Source organism: Bremerella alba (genome assembly GCF_013618625.1).
Taxonomy (GTDB): domain Bacteria; phylum Planctomycetota; class Planctomycetia; order Pirellulales; family Pirellulaceae; genus Bremerella; species Bremerella alba.
Window position 1 is genome coordinate 1 of the sequence record NZ_JABRWO010000002.1, and the last position, 21,598, is coordinate 21,598.

Consider the following 21,598-nt stretch of genomic DNA (forward strand, 5'->3'; position numbering starts at 1 on the left):
GATCAGCTTGATCAAACAGCAGAAAAGCAAGGAAAGCATCGTGATGCGGCGGCGTATGGCAGGCTGGAACGTGAACTTCCTAGCGGAAATCATAGGCCTGCCAACGACTTAGTATGCGTTAGCCGTGGGGGCGAGTGTCACTTTGACGATATCAACTTCCATCGCGTATTGATAACCCGAAGTTAAGAACTTGGGAGATAATGTCAGGTGGTTTATAGAAGAACTGAAGCTCTGGAAAGCGACGCTGCAGTTCTCGCCGGAGATTCTTTTTATGGGACTCCGTCGAAGTTCGTTCGTGGCCAAGGGAGATAAGGATTTCTCCAGCTGCGGAAGACATTAAGGTACCATCGCTTAGGGCAAGGTTGATCCCGCTGTTGGGAATGCCAATGTTATCGATGATTGACTCGATTTCCTCTTCCGGAACGACTTCATAAATCGTATCAACTACTTGGGCAAAGTACCGCTCTGTCTCTTCGCCCCGTGTTCCCGCAAGTGCGCGAACGTGAAGTCGAATCTGCCCTGAGTCGACCGAAGGAAAGAAGTCCTGGCCGACTAGCAGGAACGAGCCGGCGGTAAGTACGACAAATAGAATCAAGACAACCAGGCGGTGAGCCAGCATCCATGCGAGTCCGATTCGATAAAAGGATTTCATTCCATCAAACATCGAATTAAATCCAACGTGAAGGCTCCCGAAGAATCCAGCACTCCGTTGCTCATCGCCTTGGGCATGCTGCTTTAATTCAGCGGCCAAAAGGTACCGCGACATCGTCGGTACGAGCGTTCGACTTAACAAGTAACTGGCAAACATGGCAAAGACGACCGCTAAGGCCATAGGCACGAATAATGCGCGTGCTGCACCGGTAATAAAACCGACGGGCAAGAACACAATGCAGATACACACGGTCGATACAAACGCTGGCATGGCGATCTGCTGAGCCCCTTCTAAGATCGAAGTCGTGAGCCCTTTTCCCATGTGCAAGTTGCGGTGGATGTTTTCAATCTCAACGGTCGCATCATCGACTAAGATTCCCACGGCTAGGGCCAAACCGCCGAGCCTCATCACATTCAGAGAATGGCCCAAGGCTCCTAGAATCGTAATCGATGCCAAGATGGCAAGTGGGATCGAGATCACAATAATCAAAGTACTGCGCCACGACCCTAAGAAAAGTAGGATCATCGCCCCCGTCAAACTTGCAGCGATTCCTGCTTCGACAAGCACACCATGAACCGCATGACGGACAAAGACGGACTGATCTGCTAATAAGGTAACTTTCATCTCTTCCGGTAAAGTGGCTAGTACCGCAGGAAGCCGGTCCGAGACTCCTTGCACAATATCGAGAGTCGACCCACTTGATTTTAAAATCGGCTGGAGAACCCCACGTTTTCCATCGACGTGTACGATGTTGGTTTGCGGTGCGAATCCATCTCGGACCGTTGCCACGTCGCGAACGCATACCGTACGATTGCCGATTGATTTTATTGGCAAATCGCCAATAGCCTCTGCGGCTTCAGGACTACCGTTGAGGCGTACGTTCATTTCATGCGTCCCGATTTTTACCGAACCTGAAGGAAGTATCAGGTTCTGCACATTGATCGCTTGAGAGATTTTCAACACGATACGCCCGCGCAGTTCACAGAGGCACTGACCACGGGCACAAGATGCAAATCATCTATGGGAAGAGTGATTTCAGACTATCACTAAAACCTGCTTTCATTCGAGGGAGCAGGTCAATATCGGATAATAGAACAAGGAGCATGGATCAAGGAGAAGAGGGATGATCGACTTGGTATCCCAAGCTTTGAGCAGTCTGCTCAACCTTCTCCATCACGCGGAGCAAGTTCTCACCGAGGATGCCTTGGATTTGTTCCTCGGTATAGCCACGATCAAGCAGACCCTGGGTGATTCGTGGATAGGTGCTTACATCGTCCAGTCCTATCGGAACCATACCAACACCATCATAATCGGATCCTATTCCCACGTGCCGCCAGCCTGCTACTTTGGTCAGGTGATCTATGTGATCCAGCACGTCGGCAATATCACCGGCAGGCATCGGATGCTCACTTTTCCAGCGATTATACAATTGATTTACCTTGGCCGAATCATGCTCTTTCTGCAAGTCTCGCTTGTAGTCTAGCCCGGCCTGGTAGACTTCCGCTGCTTTGGGAACCACAAAGGCGGAAAAGTAATTCACCATTACGACGCCATCATGTTCCGGAATCCGCTTTAGTACGTCGTCCGGAACGTTACGAGGCGAATTGGCCACAGCACGGGCTGAGGAGTGAGAAAAGATAACCGGAGCTTGGCTTGTATCTAGAACGTCATGCATGGTCTTCGCCGAGACGTGAGAGATATCGACCATCATGCCCAACCGGTTCATCCGAAGAATCACTTCTTTGCCGAATGGACTGAGACCGTTCGACTTCGATGTATCCGTTGCCGAGTCCGCCCAGTCAAGACTATCGTTATGGGTGACCGTCATATATCGAGCCCCCAGATCGAACAGGTGGTTCAGGTTGCTGATCGAGTTCTCAATGCAGTGTCCTCCCTCTACACCAATCAGCGACGCGATCTTTCCTTCACCGTATATTCGTCGGATGTCGGCTACAGTCTTCGCCATTTCGAGTTGATCAGGATAGACTGTCACCATTTTCTTAACCAGTTCAATCTGTTCGATGGTGGTCAAAAGAGCTGTACCTTTATAGCCAAGAGACACCGGAACCCATACAGACCAGAACTGAGCACCGACGCCGCCTGCTTTCAAACGAGGAAGATCGGTGTGTAGCTTCGGTTGCGTCTTAGCGATATCCAGTATTTTAAATTCGCTGTTACTCTTGGTGCGAATCTTCCAAGGCAAGTCGTTGTGACCGTCGATCACAATGCTTTTCGCGTGAATTTCACGAGCGGTCTCAGAAATCTTAACGCGAGGCTCCTCGGCGTTCGCAGCGTTTGCAATTACGAAGCCAAATATAGGCATCATTACTCTTACAATGCATTGACCAACAACACTCATATCGCACCTCAATCGAACATCATATTGTTTTAAACAAAATTAAATGGACCTAATATTGACGCTCTTCAATCTGGCATTGAGCCTTTTCATTCGTCACTACTATCGTTTGCAATCTCATTCCAGGTCCAACGATACAAATTACGTGAATCAACGTATCTCGCATCGCTACTGGATGCACCTAGCACCACCAAAATCAGTCGCTGTCCTCGGCGTTCGGCACACGACACCAGGCACGCACCTGCCGCACCAGTGGTCCCTGTCTTCACGCCGAGGTAGCCTTCTTGGTCTAGAAAACGATTTGTGTTTTTCCAGGTGATCTCTCTTTTTCCACCTTCTGGACTTTTCACTAGCGCCAGATGGCGACGTGTACTAACGGTCTCTCGGAACGTTTCGTATTCCATCGCCTTGCGAGTCAACTTAATCATGTCAGCAGCCGTCGTTAGATGGCCTTCTTTTGTGAGCCCATGCGGATTGCGATAGCTAGTTTGGTTCATACCTAACTGCAGGGCTGTCTCGCACATCGTTCTAATAAATGCGTCATACCCCGATTCCTCCTCCTTCGCCAATCTAGGACCAAAGTGCTCAGCGAAGGCCACGGAGGCATCATTCCCAGACGGCAGTAGCAAACCATAAAGTAATTCTCGCACCGACAAGCTCTCCCCTGTACGCACCGCAGAGGTTGAACCAGGCGTCTTATCCGCCTTTTCAGTGAATGTGACGGTTTCGTTCCAGACATCAGGCGACTGTTCAGCAAGCCTTAATACGATCAGTGCGGTCATGATTTTCGTAATACTTGCCGGATTCCGCTGTTCATCTTGATTCTCACCAGCCAGGATTTCTCCGGTTTGTTCATTGGCGATAACCCATGCTTTACACGTGACAAACGGAGGACCGTACAACGGATCTGCTGGTCTCTTGGGACTGGTTACCTCAGGCATCGCCGCATGCCCTGTGGCACCAAGGCATAGCACTGCTGACACAATCACAGCAGGCGTCATAGACTGCATACAAAACACCATTTGATTAATATCCTTTTATGCTACAAGCGGCACCAACGATTCGCGTTCACTAGATTTCCGAAAGTCAAGTATACTCAATGACACTACTTACTATGATTGCACTATCTGCTGCTCCGTATAGATAGTCATCGCTGCTTATCGACTTTTGCTGTCAATCACGTCAGCAGTGCCCTTTCAACGAGTTTCTCCAAAAACTAACAGGTCGCTGTCGCTAGGGCACACCTTCACTTTGATCTCCCACAACATTGCCCCCATGTCTTTTTAGTGATCTCATGATGCCTTGATAGATATAGCGATTGTTGTTCTCTGAGACCTGATTCGCCTCGCTCCATCGCTGGTAGCTAAGCTCTTGGAAGGCTATATCATCAAGTCGGCGCAGTTCGACTAGTACATCACGCATCACCGCAGCGCCACGCAATTTAAGGTCTTCCATCACCGGGGTTCCATCGGAGTATCGTACCGACGCAAGTTCGCGCAACGGGGTCGACCGAGGAAGAATTTCTGCGTCATCAGTCACGGCGGCAATAGGGTTCCATAGCGTGTACTCTGCATCGTAGGAACGATAAAAAAGCTTGGCTTGTTCGTCGCTACTTTGCGGCCAAGGACCGTCAAGATCGTAGCGAATATCCCCGATTGCCTGACTACTAATGCCATGTTCAGCCCAACGGGTCATTCCTTCCAGGTACCATCGATTTTTGAAATAGGTAGCTCCATATTGAATCAGGTGGAACAGCTCGTGGGCCGGCGTTACGTTGTGAATTGGGTCGACGTGCGTACCAATGGATATCACCAGAACCTTTTCTTCAGGGCTCTCACCTAGGATGGGACGAGCCCGGCTGAGTTCATCGTATGCGGTTCCGTTACCATTCTCTCGATGATGCACGACAACCTGAATGCACGTCGCTTCTTTGAAGCGGGAAGACTGAAGCGGGTCCGGAAACTCGAGCACTTCGCAATAAAGTCGATAGGCAACGTTAAGCTGACGAGCCAGATTTTCAATACGATCCGGCACACCGGATTGATCCTGGTCCTGCTTGGATACGGATGATTTGCCCTCTAAGGTGTAAAGGATCCGAAAGTTGCCTGCGATGAAATGACACTCCAGCTCCGGGGGATCATTATTCGCCAAAGCTTGTTCGAATGAACCTCCAATTAGCACTGCGAGAACGATTCCAATAACTCGCGGTTTCGGCATATGCTCGAATCTTCGAATATAGTCGCGCGGATAACCGTTTGGTCCGTCCGAGCAATAGGACTTACTCACCAAACTTGTCTTCCCAGATTGCGGTGCCACGGCTACCAGTGGAATCAGCCCAGGCTCGACTCATGGAACCTGTGTTGTACTCAAGAGAGATATTCCCATGACCATCAATCGCAATCACTCCACCTTCACCCGGTTTAAGCACGTCGTTAATACACGCCTGCGTCGCCTCTGATAGCGACTGATTCGCATACCTCATCCGCCAATTCACTTGCGCTGCAATCGCATTGCGGATATACTCTTCCCCACTTCCTGTCGCGCTGATGGCGCACCCTTTATTGTCAGCGTAAGTCCCGGCTCCAATGATAGGCGCGTCACCAACGCGTCCTACCATTTTACCCGTCATGCCCCCGGTACTGGTCGCTGCTGCAAGATTGCCATGCTGATCGAGCGCCACGCAGCCGACCGTTCCGCGAGAAATAGCCATGTCGCTTGGATCGCCAATCTGGCTTACTGTCGCGGGCAGAGGATAACTTGGAGCCTCGATTGCCGGCCGACCTGACTTTCGAAGTTTCCGTTGCAATTGTTTCCATCGTGTTGCATCGTAAAAGTAGTCTGGGGAGACGAAGGCGACACTCTGAGCTTTGGCAAATTCTTCTGCTCCTTTTGATGTCAACAAGACATGCGGTGTTTTCTCCATCACCAATCTGGCAGCTTGAATTGGATTGCGAATCCTCTCCACTGCCGAAACAGCACCACACGATAGATCTTGTCCGTCCATGATCGAGGCATCCATTTGATGAAAGCCTTCTGCGTTGAATACGGCCCCCTTCCCTGCGTTAAAACAAGACGCATTTTCTAATACCATGACGGTTCGCTCGACTGCATCAAGTGCCGAACCGCCAGATTCTAGAATCGATTCCCCCTCATGCAACGCTTTTTCGAGGGCCCCTTTATACTTTTGGAGTCGCTCTTGTGAGATTTCTTTTGAAACAGTTCCTGCCCCGCCATGCAATGCAATTGCCCAACGTGGTTTCTCGGCCTGTAGCGTCCCACAGACAAGCAAGCTAAAACAAAAAATTGAGTGTGACCAATGCATGTAGGTGCCTTTAATACCGACTTATTCGGAAGAAGCGTGACATCTGTAGAATAGCGTCACGGGTAAGAACGCGTGGCGTATCTCCCCTACAAATCTAGTCCTGCTGACCAATGCAACAATGCAATATTGCGCATTTTTCCTGCGACAATGCGCAATATGGCATTGGCTCGTAAAATCAAAGGACTAATCTAGGCTACGCCGATCGAATCGTTTCACGGTTTGATTTTCCCTTTTGGCGCTAAAGCCCTGACAACACATTCCCTTGGATATTGCCAGTTTATGTCGAGTAATCGTTCCGTCGCTGTTCTCGTTGAAACCTACGATAGTTGGGGGCGGAACGTCGTCGAGTCGATTGCCCGCTACGCTCAATCTGCACGGTGGTCTTTGGTGATCTCGCCTCGTGACTACGACGGTCGATTACGCTTGCCACCTCAGTGGAATGGTGACGGCGTGATCGCTATGCTACGCGACACAGCGATGGTCGATCACCTCCGTGGCGCCAAGGTCCCGGTCGTCGATGTTGATGCGTTACTTCAGGATGTCAGCGATGTTGGACGCGTCGTAACGGACGACCATCTTAGGGTCTCGATGGCTTTCAATCACTTTCGGGACATGAACTTCCAGCACTTCGCAACCTATGCCCCCAAGGTCAATCGATATCCGGATTGGCGTTCCCAGTTGTTTCAGGAAGTAGTTGAGCAAGCAGGGTTTCCTTGTTTTGATTTCCTTGATTCGTGTGGTGAAAACTTTGGTTGGCTCGCCGATTCCCGAAAGGTAGCCGATTGGATTCGACAACGTCCCTTGCCTTTGGCGGTTTTCTCCCCCGACCCTGTCCCGGCTCGCCAGCTTGCTGAGATTTGCCAGTGGGAGGATATTCGCGTGCCGGACGAAGTTGGGATTCTAGCTGGAGACACAGATGACCTACTTTGCTCGATTGCCTTTCCTCCGATTTCAAGTATCGAACTGGATTGCTATCAGATTGGCCAAGAGGCCTGTCTCTTGCTTAACGAACTGATTAACGGAAAGACACCGCCCAATCAGCCCACTTGTATTGCTCCGCTACGAGTGATTCCCCGCCATTCGACCGAGATCTTAGCCGTTTCGGATCAGGAACTTGCTGAAGTATTGAGATTCATTCGTGCCAGGGCGTGCGAAAACATCCGTGTCAAAGACATTTTGGAAGTCGTCCCCATCTCAAGACGACGGTTGGAACAGAAGTTTCGCACGTTGTTGGGGCGATCGATCGCCGAAGAAATCCGTCGAGTTCGCCTAGATCATGCGCGCCAGTTGCTAATCGAGACGACCTTGGCCACCTCGGTTATCGCGATCAAATGCGGCTTTTCCAGTGGTGTTGAGTTGGCCCATGCCTTCCGGAAATATCACGGAATTCGTCCAACCGATCTACGCAAACGGCGATGAAATGATTCTGCGCAGTCGCCCAATCTATTTGCGCAGCCGCATATTGTCACTCTAAATCGAAGCACACACAATCGAAGCAAGTAGGAAATATAGTCTTTGTTTAGGACGAGTTGAGCGATGGTAGTTGCTTCGAAGTCGATTAAAGATAACCTCAATTCTGAAACCAAACACGAACGCACAGTCGGCCAGGGACAGAAGCCAATCGTTGTCGTCGGTGGCGGTGTTGTCGGCGCAGCATGCGCCTACTACCTGGCAATGCAAGGAAGTCCGGTAGTCGTTATCGACCAAGGGACCTTTGGCAACGCATGTTCGCACGGAAACTGTGGATACGTTTCCCCCAGTCACATTCTTCCGCTTTGTCGTCCCGGCGCAGTGCTTTCTTCACTGAAGACCTTGTTTTCACGAAACTCCCCTTTCAAGATCCGTGCTCGCCTCGATATGAAGATGTGGTGGTGGCTACTCAAGTTCGCCCTGCGTTGCAATCAAGCCAATATGATTGAAGCAGGTCATGCACGTCACGGGCTTCTCCAATCTTCGCGCACGTTATACCAGTCGATGATAGACGACGGTCGCTTAGGAGACTGCGAGTGGGAAACGGTCGGATTAATGTTCGTCCATAGTGACCGCAAACACTTCGAGTCGTTCGAGAAGACCAATCAATTGATCGTCGACGAGTTTGGTGCGAGCTTTGAACGACTCGATCAAGCCGAGCTTCTCCGACGCGAGCCGGCGTTAAGAGAGGTTGCCTGCGGCGCTTGGATGTTTGAGGGAGATGCTCACCTTCGCCCTCACCTACTTATGAAATCGTGGCGAAGTCTGCTGGAAGAACAGGATGTTGAAATCCGTGAGAACTGCGAGTTCTACGACTTGGAAACGACAGGAAATAACGCCCATGCCATTGAAACGAATCAAGGTCGAATCGAAGCGGATCAGGTGATCTTTGCCACGGGCGCCTGGTCACGAATGATCCAGCGAAAGCTAAAAGCCCGGATTCCGGTAGAGCCTGGCAAAGGCTACTCGATTACTATGCAACGTCCTGAAATCTGCCCGAAATATCCGATGCTCTTCGAGGACCATAAGGTTGGCATTTCGCCGACCTCTAGTGCTCTTCGGATCGGTTCGACCATGGAATTCGCAGGGTACGACTCATCACTCCGGGAAGATCGGCTCCAATTGCTGACAGACACTGCCAAATACTACCTGCACGACCCCATTCGTAATCCCGTTGTCGAACGTTGGTACGGATGGCGGCCCATGAGTTGTGATGAAATCCCGCTGATTGGCCGTGTCCCCCGATACGGCAACGTTTGGCTTGCCGCTGGTCATAGTATGCTAGGTCTTTCGATGGCCACGGCAACCGGCAAAATGATTTCAGAAATGATGACCGGTCAAACGCCTCATCTCGACCCCCACCCCTATCGCCCCAGCCGTTTTTAGTTCCTCGTTTGTATCCATATGGAACCTCTTACACCGAAAGAGAAAGCATGAAGATCGCACGACGATCCCGCTATATAGGGCCGCTATTACTAGTCCTCTCCATCGTGATTTCAGCTAAGGCTAAGGACGACTTGGTCCTCACGGGCGCAACCATCTATGACGGGTCAGGCAGTTCCCCAGTGGTTGGCTTTGTCGCAGTCGACAACGGCAAGATTACAGCGGTTGGCGACGGACAACCGCCGGAAGCGACCTGGACAATCGATGCCCAGGGCTTGATCGTCTGTCCAGGATTTATTGATTTGCATACGCATAGCGACTCGGGGGTTGTCTCATCGACTCGACGAGCTTGCGTCAATTATCTCATGCAAGGCTGCACAACGTCGGTCACCGGCAACTGCGGTGGCGGAAAACGATTGGTCGGTAGATTTTATGATGAGATTGACGAAGTCGGAGCTGGTACGAACGTTGCTCATCTGATTCCGCAAGGAACGCTTCGGCGCTATGTTGTGGGCAACGAAGACCGAGAAGCCACCAAGGAAGAATTGCAGCAAATGCGGGACATGGTCCAGCAGGCGATGAAAGATGGCGCCTGGGGAATGTCAACCGGTTTGATCTACTCGCCGGGTATTTTTACTCCAACCGAGGAACTGATTGACTTAGCAAAACTCGTTTCACTTCAAGACGGAATCTATGCCAGCCACATTCGCAACGAGGAAGCTGAGCTTCTGCCTGCGATTGAAGAAGCAATTCGGATTGGCAAAGAGTCTGGCTGTCCCGTTCACATCTCTCACATCAAGTCAGCCGGTACATCGAACTGGGGTAGTGCCCATTTGGCAATTCGTACGATCGAAGAGGCGCGCACACAGAATCAACGCGTTACGGCCGACCAGTACCCCTACACGGCTCTCAGCACGTCACTCACGCCCATTTTATTTCCAGGCTGGGCACGCTCCGGAGGTAGATCGAAACTAGCAGATCGCCTTGATGACCCCGAACTGGCCGCCAAGATCAGGGCTGAAGTTACCAAGAAGCTGGCCGACATCAGCGACGGCGAGCGAATCTTTATTGTCCGCTGTTCATCATACCCCAAGTACGCTGGGCAAAATCTGAAACATATTGCCGAGGCCGAAGGTTCCACTTCGCTGGCCATTGCCGAGAAGATAGTCCGTGGCAGTGGTGCCAGCATCGTCAGTTTTGCGATGAGCGAAGACGACGTACGGCAAATCATGAAACGCCCTTGGGTGGCTACTGCATCCGATGCTTCGACGCGTCTTCCCAGTGCGAGCCGCCCCCACCCGCGAGGCTTTGGTACGTTTCCACGAAAGCTGGGGTACTATGCGCTGCGAGAAGAGGTCATTCCTTTGGAACATGCGATTCGTAGCGCTACTGGGCTCCCGGCAGATATTATAGGCTTTTCAGACCGCGGCTACTTAAAGCCCGGCATGGCAGCAGATATCGTCGTGTTTGATCCAGACAAGTTAATCGATAAGGCCACCTTCGATGAGCCCAACCACTATTCAGAAGGCATCCAATACGTTTTTGTGAACGGCAAGGTCGCCGTAAGTGAAAGGGTACCCACCGGGGCGTTGGCCGGAAAAGCACTCCGTAAACGACAGAAGGAGGAAACCCAAATGACACCCACAAAGTAGAGAATTCCCAATCGGCATAGAAATGCGCAACGAGCCAATTCTTTTGCGCATTGATCCCTCGGGATGAGGTGATGTCGATGTTAAACTAAAACGCCACAACGTCATGCATGCGGAAGACTTCTCCCCACGAAGATCTTCAATCTCATTTTCAGTTCATCCGTATTAAACGCATGAGGTAAAGGTATGTCATCGACGACATTTCGACGATCGGGTTTTACCCTTGTCGAACTCTTGGTTGTAATTGCCATTATTGGTGTTTTGATCGCTCTCTTGTTGCCAGCAGTCCAACAAGCTCGAGAAGCTGCTCGGCGGATGCAGTGCAACAATAATCTCAAGCAGATTGGTCTGGCCCTGCACAATTATCACGATACTTTTGGCTGCCTGCCTGCCGGCTACCAGGACGTAGACTCTTCGCATGCCCTCGAACCGATCTATGGCTGGGCTGTCGCCATTTTGCCATTCTTGGAACTCAACAATCTATTCGAAGAACTTGATCCCAATCATATTCCGCTTCGAGATCGATATCACTCAGGCTACACAGCAGAAGACCAGCAACTGCTGCAAATGCAAATTGACGCTTATCGTTGCCCCTCTGATGTCGCCGGCGATGCCCACGAGTTTACTTTTGGGGCGACGAATCACTTTTATCCCGGAACATCGAATTACGTTGCTTACGGCGGAGCAGGCGACACCTCGGTGACGCTTCGCAACAATAACGATGCGCATGGTACGTTCTTTGGTGGTTCGTATCTTAAGTTCCGTGACATTACCGACGGGACGTCCAACACGTTCTTCGTAGGTGAACGAGATGCGAGCAAAGTTGGTCCTTCGAGTAGCGGCCACACAACAAATTTTGGTGCTGCTGTTTGGGCGGGTGTTGCCAGCCGGACAAATTCTCACCGCCCCTATCGAACGTTGACCCATGCGGTCTATCGTCCCAACCACGACTATGTCGCTTCTTATGATGACGAGTCAAACACCTATAATGGTCGTGGCGTAAGTAGTCTACACCCAGGCGGCGTGAATATATTGCTGGGCGATGGTTCCGTGCAGTTTGTCTCGGAAACCATCGAGCACTACTACACATATCGCTACATGGTTTGGCGAAACGATGGCAACGTCGTTAGCGAGTACTAGGCTGCGAAGCCCACTTCATAATCTTGCCCGAGCCGGCACGATCGCCGCTCGGGCGGCCCTTAACAAACGCAGGTACCAAATGCCTGTTTCTGCAACGCCCTCAGTTCACTGACAAGCCAATGTATCAACAATTTAACAAAGTTCGCGTATTGAATTTACTTGGTCTCTTGCTGACCACTTCATTGTTTGGTTGCTCGGCGGCAACCGGCACCATCGAAGGTACCGTCACGGCAGATGGCAAGCCCGTCAAGGGAGTTGAGGTTATTTTCCGCGATTCGACGATTTCCGTCGAAGGATCCGGTATCAGCAATTCACAAGGGCAATATCGAGTCTTCTATGGACGTGGCAATCGAGACCTCCCCACCGGCGAGTACCAGTTGACACTCGGAATTATGCTGCCGGAAGATGAGGGTGCTGGTATCAAGCTGCGCAAAGATGTTAAAAAGTTCAACGATGTCCCTACTTCAAAAGCAATTGCTAGCGGAAGCAACGTCGTTGATATCGAGCTAGACTCCCAAGCTATGTAATCTCAGTAAGCAGCCTAGCAAGTCAATTTTCTTAAAGCGGGCGAGTTCTTTAGGAGCCAGCCCAAGCCACTCTTTGTTGCGGTAAGGGATATTTTCGTATCATGGTCTGTCTCAAATCAATTACGTGCGTCGCGTTCATCTTAGCTATGACCGCCGTAGCAAGCGCGCAGTCAGAAGAATCAGCAGATGGTCACTTAATTGTGGTTGGTGGCGGTAGACTAACCGATCAGATTATTTCCCGATTCGTCGAATTGGCAGGCGGCTCGGAAGCACGCCTGATTGTTATCCCCACCGCTAGCGGTTCCCCCGACTCGGATCAAACGATTATTGATCGCTGGAAAAAGAGGGGTATTGCAGACGTCCAAGTGCTGCACACCTCGAAACGCGACGAAGCCAATAGCGATGTTTTTGTTGCTCCCCTTAAAGAGGCAACGGCCGTTTGGATTAGTGGTGGACTTCAATCTCGCTTGGCAAAAGCTTACGAGGGAACCCGGGTTGAACAAGAGTTAAAAGCCCTTGTTCATCGCGGGTGCGTCGTCGGAGGAACGTCGGCAGGTGCTGCGATTCAGTCACCTGTGATGATTGCCGGGAGCTACCCGATCCCTAGAATGGAACAGGGCTTTGACCTTCTGCCTGGTGTGATCATCGATCAACACTTTCTAGCGCGCAATCGAATGAATCGTCTTCTGTACGCTGTTGGAAAGCACCCGGATCAAATTGGAGTTGGCATCGACGAGTCTACGGCAATCGAGGTCCATGGCAATCGCTGCCGTGTTTTAGGGGAGTCTACTGTTACCGTGATCCTAGGGACCGGGATTAACAAACCTCTAAACATCCTCACGTATCAAGACGGCGAAAAGTTCACCATTGGAAATGCCGAAAGCCCGGCCCCAATGTCCCCTTAAATCGAGGCCGGGTTAAGAAAAGCCGCTTTACGCAACACGTCGGCAAACGTGTACATGCTTGTGAATCCAGGTTGGCTTCTTCTATCGCGAATGGTCGGACTTGGTCTCTTCGGAAGGATGGCGAAGAGCCTTGCCTGCTAACGCGCCTGTCAGTCGACCTTCATGAATGGCGAAGGTTCCGTTGACAAGCACATAATGAATTCCTTCCGAGTATCGACTCGGATTTAAGAAAGTAGCCGTATCCCGAAAGTCTTCGGCCTTCCAGACAGCGAGATCGGCCACGGCCCCAACCCGGATGTAACCACGGTCGTCAAGTCCAAGGATATCGGCCGGAAGGCCTGTAGAGCTCCGAACGGCTTGCTCTAGCGGTATCGTTTTTTCAGCAACGGCATAGCGGCCTAGTTTTCGTGAAAACGTGCCAAAGCTACGCGGATGCGGAACAGAGGCCGTAGGAATCCTTGCTGAACCGTCCGAAGCAGTCGCCACCCAAGGCATCGACATGATGTATCTAACGTCATCTTCGCTGATGTTATGCTTGACGACCGACGCTCCGCTCTTCTCTAAAATCTGTAAAGCAAGCTCAAACGGCGAGACCTGCATTTCTTCAGCGATTTCGTCAAGCCGCCTTCCGGCCCATTCGGGGTGCCAGGAGCAACTAGCAATCTGAATTCGATGACCATTGTCGTTGAGCTCCAGATTGCGCCGAATTGACGCTCGAATACGCTCCCCTTCGGCCGTGTCTGCTTTCATTCGTTTCAATCGATCGTCGCGACTGCCTGACCGTGCCCAGGCAGGAACGAGCGATGCCTTGAGTGAGGTGCTGGAAGCCGCATAGGGATACTGGTCGGCCGTCACCAGTTGCCCGTCTGCCAGTGCCTTCTGCACATTTTTGATGGCTATGCGGACAAGCCCCCAAGAGTCTTTCCCGCTCGACTTAAAGTGAGAGATATGTACCGGGATGCTCGCGCGACGTCCTATGGAGAGGATTTCGTCGACGGATTCCAGAAGGTTAGTCCCCTCCCCTCGCATGTGACTGGCATAGATACCACCGTACTGCGAAATGACTTGAGAGATGGCGACAAGCTCGTTGGTGTCCGCATAGGAACTAGGAACGTAAATCAGTCCTGTCGACATTCCCCATGCCCCCTCCTTCATTGCTTTTACTGCGAGCTCGCGCATTTCTTCTAGTTCATCTGAACTCGCTTTGCGATTCTCGCGACCCACAACACGAGATCGCAGGGCACCTTGGGGCAGCAAATGAGCGACGTTGACGCCGGCACCCTTTTCGTCAATTTTGGTATAGAACTCGTCTACGTCGACCCATCCAGAACCGCAATTACCGGTCACGATGGTCGTGCAGCCTTGGGTCAGGTAATTCGCCGCGGATCGTGTTGTTGAACGAAGAATGGGACGATCGCTGTGATTGTGTAAGTCAATAAAGCCTGGACTAATCGCCAAACCGCTGCAATCCACTTGCATTTTGATTTTCCCCGGAAGGAACGCTCCAACCCCTACGATTTTATCGTCCTTGATCGCCACGTTACCGCGTTCAGGTGCGTTTCCATCGCCGAGGTAAAGCGTCGCATTGCTCAAAAAGATGTCCGCGTCGACCGAAACGAGATGACGCTCTACAAGGGACTGCAATTGACTGGTCAAATCTCCTAGTTCACTGTACTTCAAGCCGGGTTCATCAAGGGAATTCGATTTAGGGAACGCTGCCATAATGACAAACACCAATGCCTGATCGCCTTGTTCATTCCAACCTGACTCCACCTTCGTGAGAGGATACGAGCGAAGTGAGCCCCCTTTGCGATAGGCTTGGAGCTGCTTATTACTTTTACTTTGCAAAACACCAGCGATTCGTTTGAGCGTCTTTGGCTTGATTCCGGGGCAATCGCCGGATGCCAGAGCGGACAGAATCACACCTAGATCTCGCGATGTTGCAATGTTGTCCCCATTTTCATTTCGATCGGCAAGCATGTATCGATTGACCGCGATCTTCTTTGCTTGGGGGTGCCGTGTTCGGATCTTGTCAGTCAAAGCCTGAGGCCCGCCAAGCAACGAGATCGCCAAGTTAGAAGCCCCGTTGTAGACACGATTCGGAGCATTCTCCGTATGAATCATACGCCATCCAATTTCCGCGACAGTCGCATTACCAAGTGCCGCAGCAACTTGTTCACGTTGATCGCTGGTGAAGTGTTGGAAAGCCGGGTGCTTGGCATCTTCAAGGATCTCAGCAACACCCGAAAGTGGAGAATCAAGCTGCGATTCAAACTCAGCAAATAGCTCAATCAGGATCGCTACTTTTATCGAGCTTGCTGTGGGCATGACCTGATCAGCATGAAGCTCAAAGACAGTACGGCCATCCTTTTGACCAACCCAGATCCCCACGTCAGTGGCACTGGGAATGCCCGTTAGCTCTTTCTGGATTGCTTCTGAAAGGCTGGTCGCAGTTTCTTCCGCGTGAATGGTCGAAACACTCTTAACCCAAACAAACGCACAAAGTGCGACCATGAGCCACGTCGAGCTTAAGAAATGATACTTCATGTGATTTACGAAAGGTAACAACAATGAAAGTCTGAGAACGATACCGATTGATTGGCATATTGTTTCAGATCAAACGGCATTGAGCGGATAGATCAATTGGCAATCCGACGACATTAAACGACGCCCAAACGGGGATCTTATGCATCCTAACCGATCAACAGCCCTAGAGAATGGAGTAAAGCGCATCCTTCTTGCCCAAACGCGCATCAGACCCGCTGGCGATGTGGTGATACGGTTGTAGATAGATGCCACTAATGTAAGCGACAACGGTGCCCATTCGAGTGAGACATGATTCAAACTTACGAAGTGTTCTGAAACGAACGAATCGGTTGCTCGAGAGAATGTAGCGCGATTTGGAAGCTTATGTGCGCGATTTGTCATTGTTTGAATTTAGTCGGAATGTATCCTGAAACTCGCTCACCTTTCGTGAGTATCCCACCCCTTTAAATCATGCATGCGTTCTTTCACATTATTTCTTCCGCCTTGAAGTAAAGGAATTTCTCATGGCTCATCGATCCAGAACGATGCGTGGGTTTACCTTAGTTGAATTACTTGTTGTGATCGCCATTATTGGCGTTCTCATCGCATTACTGTTGCCAGCTGTTCAACAAGCTCGAGAAGCTGCACGTCGAATCCAATGCTCCAACAATCTGAAGCAAATTGGTTTGGCAATGCACAATTATCACGACGTCTACGGCTGCTTTCCGGCAGCGTTCTACAAACGCCCAGATGGTGTTTCTAGCTCGCGACACGGCCCAGGCTGGGCCTGGGGAGTGATGCTGTTACCGCAGATGGAACAAGATGCTCGCTTTGAAGGACTACGCGTTCACGAGCGACATGCGTCCGACGATGCTGACATTTTGCAGTATTCGCAAGCACAGATTGACGGCTACCGTTGCCCTAGTATGCCTGGCGGGACTCTGAATGAAGCGGTGCCTAGTTCTTCCACTTCCCCAGCCCATGGCCTTTCTTCCTACAAGGGTGTCTTTGGTGACCGAAATATGCAATACAACTACTCGGACGACATATGCAGCGGGTACTTCGCCGGAAGTTGTCCCGGCTCAGAAAATGGCATGTTCGGTGCAAATAGCGACGTGAAGTTCCGCGATATCACTGATGGAACAACCAACACGGTCATGATTGGTGAATGTGCCTATGGGACAAACGGAACCATCGACGAGGGTACCGGAGATCCTATGGATTACAAAGGTTCGATTTGGATTGGCATCACCAGTAATGGTGCTTCGAGTTCCGGGTCGCCTTCCGGCTACAACACGATGAGCACGTTTCGTGGAGTCACCGGGTCTGGAACTGCATCCAGGTTCTATATGCCTAACGGAGAAAGTATCTATTCGTTCGGTTCGCACCACCCAGGCGGTGCTCAGTTTGTCTTGGGAGATGGCAGTGTACGATTTCTACCTGAGAATATTGATGGCTACATCGTGAATCGTTTGGGAGCACGCGACGATGGCGAAGTGGTTGGCGAATTCTAAGTTTCGTTGGTAAGTTCGCCATCCAAGTATCATCACCTTAGTGCCAGATTGCCGCATCCGCGTTCAATCTGGCACTTTCGCTCTCGCAATAAATGTTTTCATACCGATTCATATCCGCTAGAAGGATCATTCCGTGACTCGCTTAATTGTAATTGCAACTATAGTGGCTTCGAGTCTGACGGTGGGTTGTTCACGCCAGCAGATTACACGCGTTACCGTATCTGGGGTAGTCCGCTTGGAAGGACAACCGGTACCCAACGTGGAAGTGGCCTTTACGTCTCAATCAAATCCCATGGCATTTGGCATCACCGATGCCGAGGGGAAGTACCTGCTTGCAACGCGTCGTTATGGAGAGGGTGTGGCTCCTGGTGACTACACCGTCAAGATCCGTAACATTAAGGGCTCTACAGTTCCAAAAACGTACGACCAGAGGGGAGTCGAAACGATCACGGTGAGTCGAGAAGAAGCTAATTCATTTGACTTTGACCTTAGCAAGAATCCTGGCAAATCGAAACTCAAGGCAGATTCGGGAGATGGAGCGGCGGAGTCGTAAAGAAGTGCCCTCGAACGCGGCGGATATTTTTTATTGACCAATGAGAACAGAAACTAAGCTGTGTTGCGAAATCTTCTCTCCTATTGCGTAATTCTTTTCGCTGCGACCGCCCAACCGGCCTGGGCTGAGTTTGGCTCAGGCAAAGGCGTCTTCGAGTTCACTGACCAGCAGGGAAACGCCGACCGTCCCATCAAGGTCTGGTATTATCAACCGCCAGACTTTGCAAAAGACGGACGAGTGCTCTTCATCATGCACGGGGTGGGACGCAACGCAGATGGCTATCGTGATGCCTGGATCGATATCGCCGATGCCCAGAACTTACTTTTGCTTGTGCCGGAGTTTTCTGATCAAGCCTACCCTTCCAGCAGGCTTTACCAGCAGGGCTACGTCTTAACCAAACAGGGTGATCTCCGCAAACGTTCATTATGGTCGCTGATGGCCGTCGAGAGAATCTTCGATCACGTTGTCCACGAGAATGAGCTTCGTGCGACACGTTACAGTATCTATGGCCACTCCGGTGGCGGCCAGTTTGTTCACCGGATGCTCTTGCTCAATCCCAATGCTCGGGTCGAATTGGCGATCGCTGCCAACGCTGGTTGGTACGCCATGCCGGATCTCACCGTTGGCTATCCCTATGGTCTTGCTGGCATCGGAGCAAACACTTCCCAATTACGTCTCGCACTCGGTAAACCACTGGTCGTGTTGCTGGGTGAGGCAGATACCGATTCAAACCACAAGCAACTTCGATCAACGCCGGAAGCAATGCTGCAAGGAAAGCATCGACTGGAACGAGGTAAGACGTTTTTTGAATCAGGAAAGCGACTTGCCGAGGACCTAAATGTCGAGTTCCATTGGCAACTGCAAACCGTGCCTGGAGTCTCTCATAGTAATACCAAGATGGCTCCAGCAGCGGGTCAGATTCTTAAGCGAGACTCTGGGTAAATAACCATTTCGCCGGTGAACCTAAGTGCGCGCATAGGTGTTAGAGATAGGCCTACACGTTTGATCAAATGAACTGGCATTACGGTCGAACGAACAGGTCCTCTTCGAGTACCTCCATAACAGCTTGCCACACCTTTCGACCATTTACACCGTTGGTCATGATGACCACTCCTACGTTCGTCTTCGGATCGAACTGACTGTTGCAACGGAAGCCTGTACCATTGGAACCTGAATGATAGGCAACTACCGGGGTAACACCAGTCTTGAGAACCCATCCTAGACCGCGCGCTCTGTCTTCATTATCTGGCAATGTAATCTGAGGCGTCAGCATATTCTCGATTGTGCCGGATTTGAGCGAATGGCGAGCGGCCCGGTCACTTCTCAACATCTCTACGAGAAAACGAGCGTAGTCCGAAGGTGTTGTGTACAACGTATAGGCTGAATTGGGTTTCTCGTAGTGTCGGCGTTTTCCCTTGACCTTGCCATCGGAGTCATGGCCAGCAGCTGCCTTTTCCTTATATTGTGTTTGCCAAATGAAGCTGCTATCTGCCATCATAAGCGGCTGAAGTAGCGACTGCTGAATCCAAGGTTCAAGTGGTTCGTCTACGATCCTCTCCACAGCTTTTTGTAAGAATAGAAAACCCTCTCCAGAGTAGCGATAACTTGTCCCAGGTTCGAAGGCAACGGATAGTTTCTTACCCCTCCGCCAATTAGGGAAACCGGATGTGTGTGAGAACACCATTCGGGCTGTGATTATACGGTGCAGTGGTTCGTCGGACAGATATGGCTTTTCCATGTAGTCCACCAACGGGCGATCGAGTTCTAGTTTTCCTTGCTCGACGAGCTTGAGCACTGCATAGGTAAACACCGGCTTACTCATGGAGCAAGCCTCGAAAACCGTTTCTACGGTAACTGGCTCCTGAGTTAATGCGTTTGTCACGCCATAAGCCTTGGCCCAAATGATTTCCCCATGTTCAATGAGGGCAATGGATGCTCCGGGCACTTGATGTTGCTGCAATAACTTTGGAGTAAGAGAGTCTAGTCTTTCCGAGGCTTGCTGCCATTTCGGCATCTCTGAAAGCAAAGGTAAGGAAATTGCGAAACTAAGAATTGTAGCTATAAGTAAATGGGTACACCGAAGAATCATGAGTTCTCTCGAGAATGTTCAAAGTGAGCACTAAAACGATTGATGGGATACCAATGAGGTTACTCAGCGAAGAGAGCTTTCTGACGTTGAATGAAACTGCGAAGAGGGGCCAAAGGAATTGCCTCGGTTGTTCGACCGTTCCTTCCAGTCATCGTCGTGGCCTTCAGTAGTGCGTTATAGACAGCTTCTTCGGTTGCTTCGAGTGTTGCCTGAAACAGTGGCGACATGGCTTGATTGGGTACGGTTGGTTGCTTTTCAACTTTGCTCGATCCATAGTGACTCCGCACATCTGGATGCGATGAAAATGCGATTGCGTAGTCGCCACTTCCGTTGGAATACGAAGACCCTGTGCGCGCCAGCGCGAAGACGGCACGTGCTGCGATGCGTTTCAGATTACGAGCATCAAGTGGAGCGTTTGTGGCGACAACGATCATGCAAGAGCCGTCCCCTGGACTCGTTGGAGCAGGTGAATTCCGTTCGGGCTTCTCGAAATAGGCATGTTGCTTAAAGAGCTTTCCAACCGGCAATCCATCCATCTGCAGAACTCCACCATAGTTTGCCTGGACGAGCACCCCGACAGTGTAGCCTCCGTAACGTTTAGGCAATACGCGACTAGAAGTCCCAATTCCACCTTTCCAGCCGAACGCCTCGCAACCAGTACCAGCGCCTACATTCCCTTCTTCAACCGGTCCCTCCTGTATCGATTCAATGGCCTGAATGAAGTTCTGCCCCGTGACGTGTTGCCCACGTATATCGTTGAGCCGGCCATCGTTGGTCTCTCCCACTATCGCATTCACGCTACGGATTCGTTCATTGCCCGGTTGTTCAAGGGTCCATTTCACCACAGCTTCAACCGCCGTACCTACTGACAGTGTGTTCGTTAGAATAATCGGTGTTTCAATGGTTCCTAGTTCCTCCACCTGCGTTGAACCAGCCAGTTTGCCGAAAGCATTTCCCACGAAAACAGCGGCGGGCGTCTTCGACTGGAAAAGATTCTCCCGGTGCGGAACAATCGCAGTAACTCCACTGCGAACAGCGTCGCCTTGTATCAGAGTGACTTGTCCGACGCGTACATCCGGTACGTCGGTTATCGCGTTCCATTTTCCTGGAGCGAATACTCCCGGAGTAATTCCCACCTCTCGTGCCCTAGGTCTCGGTTCCAGGTCTTGGGCGCTAATCAACCCTCCGGACAAGCAGCTCGTCACTCCCAATACACTCAGCAAGACTTGCATCAGCTGAAGTGCTTCACGACAGCAGGAATAGAACGCGATTTTGTCTAACAAAACAGTAAATACCATGTCACTTCGTTCAGGGAATATTTAGAAATACTCGTTCGGAAAGAACCCTTCAGTCTAGCTGACCGTGCCGCATCCTCAATTCAATATTGCGCACACAACCATTCAAAATACGCGGCAGCCCAATCGTCGTGGATGTTGCCATTCACCTTGTTGAACATAACCCAACGGCTCGTTCAATTTCCATTGGAGGGCCAGATCTAGATATTCACATTGC

At 51.0% G+C, this 21,598-nt stretch carries 17 protein-coding genes; 9 read left to right on the forward strand and 8 right to left on the reverse strand.

Annotated features, from left to right (window positions below; all coding sequences use genetic code 11):
• Window positions 1–151 precede the first annotated feature (151 nt).
• From HOV93_RS03305 to HOV93_RS03325, 5 genes are all read right to left on the reverse strand, one after another.
• Window positions 152–1,615 carry an efflux RND transporter permease subunit gene (locus HOV93_RS03305; RefSeq protein ID WP_315853337.1) on the reverse strand — a complete coding sequence of 488 codons (1,464 nt, stop codon included), beginning with the start codon at window positions 1,613–1,615 and terminating at the stop codon, window positions 152–154.
• 145 nt (window positions 1,616–1,760) lie between these two features.
• Window positions 1,761–2,978 (reverse strand): dipeptidase, encoded by a 1,218-nt coding sequence (locus HOV93_RS03310; protein ID WP_207395049.1) that lies wholly within the window; start codon window positions 2,976–2,978, stop codon window positions 1,761–1,763.
• Window positions 2,979–3,097: 119 nt separating this feature from the next.
• Window positions 3,098–4,018 (reverse strand): D-alanyl-D-alanine carboxypeptidase family protein, encoded by a 921-nt coding sequence (locus HOV93_RS03315; protein WP_207395050.1) that lies wholly within the window; start codon window positions 4,016–4,018, stop codon window positions 3,098–3,100.
• A 223-nt stretch (window positions 4,019–4,241) separates the two neighbouring features.
• Entirely contained in the window at window positions 4,242–5,225 is a 984-nt protein-coding gene (locus HOV93_RS03320; RefSeq protein WP_207395051.1) for a hypothetical protein, read from the reverse strand.
• Between the two features lie 61 nt (window positions 5,226–5,286).
• Entirely contained in the window at window positions 5,287–6,330 is a 1,044-nt protein-coding gene (locus tag HOV93_RS03325; RefSeq protein ID WP_207395052.1) for an isoaspartyl peptidase/L-asparaginase family protein, read from the reverse strand.
• Between the two features lie 279 nt (window positions 6,331–6,609).
• Here HOV93_RS03325 and HOV93_RS03330 point away from each other — a divergent pair, with 279 nt between their 5' ends.
• From HOV93_RS03330 to HOV93_RS03355, 6 genes are all read left to right on the forward strand, one after another.
• Entirely contained in the window at window positions 6,610–7,749 is a 1,140-nt protein-coding gene (locus HOV93_RS03330) for an AraC family transcriptional regulator (protein WP_207395053.1), read from the forward strand.
• A 117-nt stretch (window positions 7,750–7,866) separates the two neighbouring features.
• Window positions 7,867–9,186: an NAD(P)/FAD-dependent oxidoreductase gene (locus tag HOV93_RS03335; RefSeq protein WP_207395054.1), complete on the forward strand. Its 1,320-nt coding sequence runs from the start codon at window positions 7,867–7,869 to the stop codon at window positions 9,184–9,186.
• Between the two features lie 47 nt (window positions 9,187–9,233).
• Complete coding sequence (locus tag HOV93_RS03340; RefSeq protein ID WP_207395055.1) at window positions 9,234–10,835, forward strand: N-acyl-D-amino-acid deacylase family protein; 1,602 nt, start codon at window positions 9,234–9,236, stop codon at window positions 10,833–10,835.
• Between the two features lie 183 nt (window positions 10,836–11,018).
• Entirely contained in the window at window positions 11,019–11,972 is a 954-nt protein-coding gene (locus tag HOV93_RS03345) for a DUF1559 domain-containing protein (protein ID WP_207395056.1), read from the forward strand.
• 119 nt (window positions 11,973–12,091) lie between these two features.
• On the forward strand, window positions 12,092–12,499 hold the full coding sequence (locus HOV93_RS03350; protein WP_207395057.1) for a carboxypeptidase-like regulatory domain-containing protein: 408 nt from the start codon (window positions 12,092–12,094) through the stop codon (window positions 12,497–12,499).
• 101 nt (window positions 12,500–12,600) lie between these two features.
• Window positions 12,601–13,404 (forward strand): cyanophycinase, encoded by an 804-nt coding sequence (locus HOV93_RS03355; protein ID WP_207395058.1) that lies wholly within the window; start codon window positions 12,601–12,603, stop codon window positions 13,402–13,404.
• A gap of 81 nt (window positions 13,405–13,485) precedes the next feature.
• Here HOV93_RS03355 and HOV93_RS03360 read toward each other — a convergent pair whose 3' ends face one another.
• The gene (locus HOV93_RS03360; RefSeq protein ID WP_207395059.1) at window positions 13,486–15,951 is read right to left on the reverse strand and encodes an amidohydrolase family protein; all 2,466 of its coding nucleotides are present in this window, start codon (window positions 15,949–15,951) and stop codon (window positions 13,486–13,488) included.
• Between the two features lie 503 nt (window positions 15,952–16,454).
• Between HOV93_RS03360 and HOV93_RS03365 the strand changes: the two genes are divergently transcribed.
• From HOV93_RS03365 to HOV93_RS03375, 3 genes are all read left to right on the forward strand, one after another.
• Window positions 16,455–17,444, forward strand: a complete 990-nt coding sequence (locus HOV93_RS03365) for a DUF1559 domain-containing protein (RefSeq protein ID WP_207395060.1) — start codon at window positions 16,455–16,457, stop codon at window positions 17,442–17,444.
• 133 nt (window positions 17,445–17,577) lie between these two features.
• The gene (locus tag HOV93_RS03370; protein ID WP_207395061.1) at window positions 17,578–17,997 is read left to right on the forward strand and encodes a carboxypeptidase-like regulatory domain-containing protein; all 420 of its coding nucleotides are present in this window, start codon (window positions 17,578–17,580) and stop codon (window positions 17,995–17,997) included.
• 60 nt (window positions 17,998–18,057) lie between these two features.
• Window positions 18,058–18,939 carry a hypothetical protein gene (locus HOV93_RS03375; RefSeq protein ID WP_207395062.1) on the forward strand — a complete coding sequence of 294 codons (882 nt, stop codon included), beginning with the start codon at window positions 18,058–18,060 and terminating at the stop codon, window positions 18,937–18,939.
• A gap of 79 nt (window positions 18,940–19,018) precedes the next feature.
• Here HOV93_RS03375 and HOV93_RS03380 read toward each other — a convergent pair whose 3' ends face one another.
• On the reverse strand, window positions 19,019–20,086 hold the full coding sequence (locus HOV93_RS03380; RefSeq protein ID WP_207395063.1) for a serine hydrolase domain-containing protein: 1,068 nt from the start codon (window positions 20,084–20,086) through the stop codon (window positions 19,019–19,021).
• Window positions 20,087–20,145: 59 nt separating this feature from the next.
• Window positions 20,146–21,384, reverse strand: coding sequence for a DmpA family aminopeptidase (locus HOV93_RS03385; RefSeq protein ID WP_207395064.1), 1,239 nt, complete (start codon window positions 21,382–21,384; stop codon window positions 20,146–20,148).
• Window positions 21,385–21,598: the final 214 nt, after the last annotated feature.